We start from the raw sequence: 7,235 nt of genomic DNA, 5'->3' as shown, positions 1-7,235 counted from the left end.
CTAATAATATTTTTCAATTTGTCCTCCTCTATTATAACGACAAATGTCGTTCCCAACATTATATAGACTATAATTTTGGAAGTTTTGTTCCAAAATTATGAAAAGATTATGTAATTTCTTAGCTTATTATAGTTTTATTCAGCATAAAAGTAAATAGGTAATAATAGACATATGTATTGACTTATGCGTAGAAAATAAATTATAATTATGTATAATAAATTATGGGAATGATAATGGACGAAATATTTATGATGGAAGCCTTGAAAGAGGCTAAAAAAGCATATGAAATTAATGAAGTGCCTATAGGAGCAGTAATAGTAAGAAATGGGGAAATTGTAGGAAAAGGGTTTAATCAAAAGGAAACATTAAAAGATGCCACACTACATGCTGAAATTTCTGCTATTAGGGATGCATGCAAAAATTTAGGAGGATGGCGTTTGCCCGGGTGTACAATGTATGTAACGTTGGAGCCGTGTCCAATGTGTGCCGGTGCATTAGTAAATTCAAGAGTTGAAAGACTTGTAATTGGCACAAGGGATTTTAAAACAGGAGCATGCGGTTCAGTTTTAAATATTGTTCAGATGGAAAATTTAAATCATCAAATAGATGTTCAATTTGGAGTATTAGAAGAAGAATGTTCAAATATGTTGAAGGAATTTTTTGCTGAGCTTAGAAAATACAAAAAATAGTTATGGAGGAACCATGGAAAGATATCCGATACTTGAAGTTGATTTAAAAAAAATGTACACTAACACAAAAATAGTGACAGAATTATGCAACACACAAGGTATTAAAATAGCCGGCATTATTAAGGGCTTTGGCGGTATGGTTGAAGGTGCCTTGGAAATGGAAAAGGGCGGATGTTCTCAAATTGGAAGCTCCAGGATTGAACAATTAAAAACAGTGAAAGAAAAGGGTGTTGCTGTTCCTCTGCTTTTAGTAAGAATACCTATGCTTTGTGAAATAGAGGATGTAGTTAAATACAGCGATATTTGCCTGGTTTCAGAAAGAAATACATTGATTGAATTAAACAATGAAGCAAAAAAACAAAACAAAAAATACGGCGCAGTATTGATGTATGATTTAGGAGATTTGAGGGAAGGTGTATTTACAAGACAAGAATTAATTTGTCTTGCTGAATTTGTTGAGTATGAACTTGATAATGTTGTTCTTGAAGGTATAGGTTCTAATTTGAGTTGCTATGGATCAGTTGCACCTACAACAAAAAATTTAACTGAATTGTCAGAAGCTGCAAGTGCTATAGAAGAAAAATTGAACAGACATTTAAACATTGTATCCGGTGGAGGTACAACAACATTACCTCTTTTAGTAAGAGGAGGAGTTCCAGGTAAAATTAATCATCTGCGTATCGGGGAAGGAATTATAAATACTCAAGATCTTCCTCTTTATTGGAATACAAATATAGAAGGTCTTGATAAGGATACATTTGTTTTAAAAGCACAAATAATAGAATTAAATGAAAAACCAACTCATCCTATCGGAGAACTAATGGTCAATGCATTTGGCGAATATGGTCATTACGAAGACAGAGGAATAAGAAGAAGGGCAATAGTAGCATTGGGAAATCAGGATGTTGGGGATTCTTCAAAACTCGTTCCAAAGGATAAAAATATTATTGTTTTAGGAGCAAGCAGCGACCACACAATATTGGATATTGAGGACTGCAGCAGAAATTATAAACTCGGAGATATAATCGAATTTAATGTTTTATATCAGGCGATGTTGTTTACTGCATTATCTGAATATATTAATAAAAAATTTATTCAATATTGATTAAATGCAACAATGGAAAGGATGTTTTTATGAAATTAATATCTTGGAATGTAAATGGTTTGAGAGCATGTGTAAACAAGGGATTTATTGATATTTTCAAAGAATTAAATGCAGATGTTTTCTGCTTACAGGAGACAAAGCTCCAGGACGGGCAGATAGAATTAAATTTAGAAGGATATTACGATTATTGGAATTATGCAGAGAAAAAAGGATATTCGGGAACTGCAGTTTTTTCCAAACAAGAGCCTTTGTCGGTTGATTACGGAATGGGAATTGAAGAACATGATAAAGAAGGAAGAGTAATTACTCTTGAATATGATAAATTTTATCTTGTAAATGTTTATACACCAAATTCTAAAAGAGAGTTGTTAAGGCTTGATTACAGAATGTTGTGGGAAGATGATTTTAGGAAATACCTTTTGAAGCTCAATGAAAATAAACCTGTTGTAATGTGCGGTGATTTAAATGTTGCACACAAGGAAATAGATTTAAAAAATCCGAAAGCAAATAGAAAAAGTGCAGGATTTACGGATGAAGAAAGAGAAAAAATGACTGTCCTTACAAGTAATGGTTTTATAGATACCTTTAGATATTTTTATCCGGACAAGGAAGATGCTTATTCATGGTGGTCGAATTTTGCAAAAGCAAGGGAAAGAAATATTGGTTGGAGAATAGATTATTTTATAATATCTAAAGATTTTGAAAATCAAATTGAGGATGCATTTATTTGTCCTGAAATTTTCGGAAGCGATCATTGTCCTGTAGGAGTAATTACAAAGTAATATTGTTATTGTTTGAAAGACGAAGTATTGTTCGTATACTTTGAATATAATAGTCGATAACACGAAAATTATTTATAAATTACATATTGCTTATTCCTGTTTTTTAAGTTATAATACAGTTGTTAAAAAAATTAAATATGATTGCATCAATATATAAGGATAATATGGTTCCTACGTTTCTACCAAACAGCCGTAAATTGTTTGACTATTGAAGTTTTTTGTTAATGTCTTGTATATGATGCGAATAGTAAAATCTATTCGTTTTTTTATATTAAAAAAATTTTTGGAGGAGAAATAATTGAAAAAAATTATTAGTATTATTTTAACACTATTATTAACACTTTCTCTATTTACTGCATGTGCTGAAAAGGAAGCAACACCGGCAGAACCTACACCGGCAGAACCAGCAGCTGAGGAGCCAGCAGCTGAGGAACCTTCAATAACTGGAATTTTTCCAGCAATCGCAAAAGAGGATATTAAAATTGGCGTAATTCATATTGGAAACCCTGCAGATGGATCTGGTTATACATTTGCACATGATCAAGGAATTGCAGGAATGCAGGAAGCTTTAGGTCTTGAGGACAGTCAAATCATTCGTAAGAACAATGTAAATGACAGTGATCCAACAGCTACTGAAACAGCAATTCTTGAATGTATTGAAGAAGGAGCTAACATTGTATTTGGAACAAGCTGGGGATACATGGACACAATGGAAGCTTTAGCAGCCGAATATCCTGACGTTATATTCTCACATGGTACAGGTTATAAGTGCAATGATACAAACTTTAATAATTATTTCGGAAGAATTTATCAATCAAGATATTTATCAGGTATTGCAGCTGGTTTGAAAACAGAAAGCAACTTGATTGGATATGTAGCAGCTATGGGCCAGGATAACTCTGAAGTAACAGGTGGTATAAATGCATTTGCAATGGGAGTAAATTCAGTTAATCCAGATGCACAAGTTTATGTAAAAGTAACAAATAGCTGGTTCTCCCCTGAAGAAGAAACTAATGCAGCTAAAGCATTATTGTCGGAAGGATGCGACGTAATTGCACAGCATTGTGATACACCTAACCCACAGTTAGAAGCTGAAAAAGCAGGAGCATTTGGAGTTGGCTACAATTCAGATATGTCTAAAGATGCACCAAAAGCAACATTAACATCAGCTGTATGGAACTGGTCAGCATATTATACATGGGCAGTAGAAAATGTTATTAACGGAACATGGACAAATGAAAATTATTACGGTGGAATGGTTGAAGGATTAGTTGATATTGCTCCTCTTAATGAAAGCATAGTTGCTGAAGGAACAGAAGAAGCAATTGAAACTGCAAGACAATCAATTCTTGATGGAAGCTTCAATGTTTTTGATGGCGTAATTGAAACTAATGACGGTAAAACAGTTGGAGAAGAAGGAAAAACTTTAGATGATGCAACAATTACCGGAGGAATTAACTGGTATTTTAAAACTGTTACAGTAAAATAATCAGGTATTAATTTTAGTCAGCTTTCGTTAAAATATAATTAATGAAAGCTGACCATTTATATTTAAGGCATTGTGTGATGGCAATTATTATTTTATTATACACTTGCAATTATGCAGATAGGAGTTAGTATGTCAAAATCAAATGAAACAACATATGCCATAGAACTTAAAGGAATTTCAAAAACATTTGGATCTATTGTAGCCAATGACAATATAAACCTTACCATTAAATATGGAGAAATTCTTGCTTTGCTTGGAGAGAATGGCTCAGGTAAAACAACTTTAATGAATATGTTGTCCGGTATTTATTATCCCGATGCCGGTACTATATCTGTTGCAGGCAAGGAAGTAACAATAAGTTCACCTACAGAATCAATTGATTTTGGAATTGGCATGATTCATCAACATTTTAAATTAGTGGAAGTTTTAAACGCAATGGACAACATAGTTTTGGGGACAAAGGAGAAGTATCTGAAACCAAAGGCTTTGAAAGAAAAAATATCGAATATAAGCAATAAATTTGGATTGGAAATTGAACCGGAAAAAAAGATATACAACATGTACGTAAGTGAAAAACAAACGGTGGAAATTATGAAAGTGTTGTATCGTGGAGCTGAAATTTTAATTTTGGATGAACCAACGGCGGTATTGACACCTCAAGAAATAGAAAAGTTATTTGCAATATTGCGAAAAATGAAGGAACAAGGAAGCGCAATCATTATAATTACGCATAAGCTTCATGAAGTTTTAGCAATAAGCGACCGCGTGGCAATTCTTCGCAAGGGTACTCTTATTGATACTGTTAAAACAGAGGAAACAAATGAAAATCAATTGACAGAACTAATGGTTGGAAGGCCTGTTAGCTTAAAAATTGATAGACCGGAAATAAAGGAAAAACACACTATTCTTAAAGTTATAGACCTTTCTGTCGCCAATGAAGATGGAACTGAGGCTTTGAAAAACATTAACTTTAATCTTAAAAGAGGGGAAATTTTAGGAGTGGCTGGAATTGCCGGAAGCGGACAGAAAGAATTGTGTGAATCAATTGCAGGACTTACAAAAATAAGAAAAGGTGCTGTATTGTTTAATAAAGAAAATATTATAGGGAAAACTCCCGATGAAATTATAAATTTAGGCATCAGTATGAGCTTCGTCCCTGAAGACCGTCTTGGAATGGGACTTGTTGCGTCTATGGGCATGATTGAAAATATGATGCTGAAATCCTATAAAAAAAATGATGGATTTTTTATTGATAAAAAACCTGCCAGAGAATTATCAGAACAATTGGTGAAAAAGTTGGGTATTGTTACACCAGGCGTGGATACACCTGTTCGAATGATGTCTGGAGGAAATGTTCAAAAGGTTTTGCTTGGAAGAGAAATTGAATCAAATCCTAACGTTCTTATAACTGCTTATCCTGTAAGAGGACTTGATATAAACTCTTCTTATGTTATTTATGATTTGTTAAATGAACAAAAGAAAAAAGGTGTTGCGATTCTTTTTATTGGAGAAGATCTGGACGTATTGATGGAATTATCTGACAGAATCATGGTTTTATGCCATGGTGAATTGAAAGGAATTGTGGATGCCAAACAAACAACCAAGGAAGAAATTGGACTTATGATGACGGGACGCAGTTTGGAGGGAATGGATCAAGATGAGTGATATAAATAAAAAAGCAAGAGAACCCCTTATTCGTACTGTAAAAAGAGCAGAGCGCTCAAAAATGGAAATATTAAGGTTAAGAATCATAGCATTTGCACTTGCCTTAATTGCAGGTGGTTTATTTGTTTTATTGATAGGATTCAATCCTTTAGAAATATATGCCACAATCATATCAGGGGCGTTTAGAAGCAAAATGGCAGTCCAAGCAACCATAAAATTCATGATTCCGCTGCTCATTTCTTCTCTAGGAGTAACGCTGGCATTTAAAATGCGTTTTTGGAATATAGGAGCAGAAGGTCAAATTATAGTGGGAGCAATTTGCTCATCATATTTTGCTTTGTTCCATAGTGACTGGCCGCATATGCTTTTGCTGCTGGCAATGTTTGTGGTTGGATTTATTGGAGGAGGTTTGTGGGGACTTATACCTGCATACTTTAAATCAAAATTTAATACAAATGAAACTCTTTTTACATTAATGTTGAATTATATAGCATTGCACATTATATCTTTCTTGCGTGACGGTCCATGGAAAGATCCAGGATCTTCAGGATTCCCAAAAATCGCACGATTTGTTGCCAATGCACAAATAGATAAAGTATTTGGCGTTCAATTTGGCTGGCTTATTGGATTATTGCTGGTTGTCATTGTATATATATATTTAAAGTACACAAAACAAGGATATGAAATAAGTGTCGTTGGCGAGAGCCAATCTACTGCTAAATATGCCGGAATGAATGTGAAGAAAATAATTCTTCGTACAATGATTTTAAGCGGAGGTATATGCGGTATAACCGGAATGATTCAGTCAGCAGGTTCAGATATGACGTTGGCTTCATCTGTGGCAGGGGGAGTTGGTTTTACAGCTATTATTGTTGCATGGCTTGCAAATCTAAATCCATTTAACATTTTGGTGGTTTCATTCTTATTCAGTGTTTTGGAAAAAGGAAGCAGTGTAATGCAATCAACCCATGGAATATCTACTTATTCTGCCAGTGTTTTGCAAGGAATAATTTTATTCTTTATTTTAGGTTGTGAATTTTATATTCGCTATAAATTCGTATTGCGCAGTATACGCAACAAAGGAGGTAGCAAATAATGAATATGTTTTTTAATTTTTTAATTGCAGCAGTATTTGCGGGAACTCCGCTGTTATTTGGTACTCTGGGTGAAATTATGAATGAAAAAGCCGGACATTTGAACTTAGGAGTGGAAGGAATGATGGCTATGGGCGCTTGTGCAGGGTTTATGGCAGGCTTTTTCAGCGATAATTTTATTGTTGCATTGTTAGCGGCATTTGCGGCAGGACTAATAGGAGCATTGATTTATGCCGTCCTCACCATAACTTTTATGGCAGATCAGAACGTAACTGGACTTACCCTAACAATATTCGGAACTGGAATATCCAATTTTGTTGGTGAATACATGCTTGTAAATTCAAAAACAAGTTCATTAAAACTTCCTGAACAAATTACAGCACAAATAAGCAACATTAACATACCTGGTTT

Annotated in this window: 7 protein-coding genes and 1 riboswitch; all 7 genes read left to right on the top strand. The window is 34.0% G+C overall.

What is annotated here, in order from left to right; genetic code table 11:
• The first annotated feature begins 233 nt into the window (after positions 1-233).
• Complete coding sequence (gene tadA / locus SA378_RS09615; RefSeq protein ID WP_412178691.1) at positions 234-689, top strand: tRNA adenosine(34) deaminase TadA; 456 nt, start codon at positions 234-236, stop codon at positions 687-689.
• Between the two features lie 13 nt (positions 690-702).
• Positions 703-1,794, top strand: coding sequence for an alanine/ornithine racemase family PLP-dependent enzyme (locus tag SA378_RS09610; RefSeq protein ID WP_318525774.1), 1,092 nt, complete (start codon positions 703-705; stop codon positions 1,792-1,794).
• A 29-nt stretch (positions 1,795-1,823) separates the two neighbouring features.
• Entirely contained in the window at positions 1,824-2,576 is a 753-nt protein-coding gene (locus SA378_RS09605) for an exodeoxyribonuclease III (protein ID WP_318525773.1), read from the top strand.
• 127 nt (positions 2,577-2,703) lie between these two features.
• Positions 2,704-2,804: riboswitch (purine riboswitch) on the top strand.
• 70 nt (positions 2,805-2,874) lie between these two features.
• Positions 2,875-4,065, top strand: coding sequence for a BMP family ABC transporter substrate-binding protein (locus tag SA378_RS09600; protein ID WP_318525772.1), 1,191 nt, complete (start codon positions 2,875-2,877; stop codon positions 4,063-4,065).
• A 129-nt stretch (positions 4,066-4,194) separates the two neighbouring features.
• Positions 4,195-5,730 carry an ABC transporter ATP-binding protein gene (locus SA378_RS09595; protein ID WP_318525771.1) on the top strand — a complete coding sequence of 512 codons (1,536 nt, stop codon included), beginning with the start codon at positions 4,195-4,197 and terminating at the stop codon, positions 5,728-5,730.
• Positions 5,723-6,826, top strand: coding sequence for an ABC transporter permease (locus SA378_RS09590; protein WP_318525770.1), 1,104 nt, complete (start codon positions 5,723-5,725; stop codon positions 6,824-6,826). The genes SA378_RS09595 and SA378_RS09590 overlap by 8 nt, the downstream gene beginning before the upstream one ends.
• A partial coding sequence (locus SA378_RS09585; RefSeq protein WP_412178690.1) for an ABC transporter permease subunit occupies positions 6,826-7,235 on the top strand: 410 nt, incomplete at its 3' end. The genes SA378_RS09590 and SA378_RS09585, both read left to right, overlap by 1 nt.

The organism is Sedimentibacter sp. (assembly GCF_033447055.1).
Lineage (GTDB): Bacteria > Bacillota > Clostridia > Tissierellales > Sedimentibacteraceae > Sedimentibacter.
This window is presented reverse-complemented; position numbering and strand designations above follow the sequence as displayed.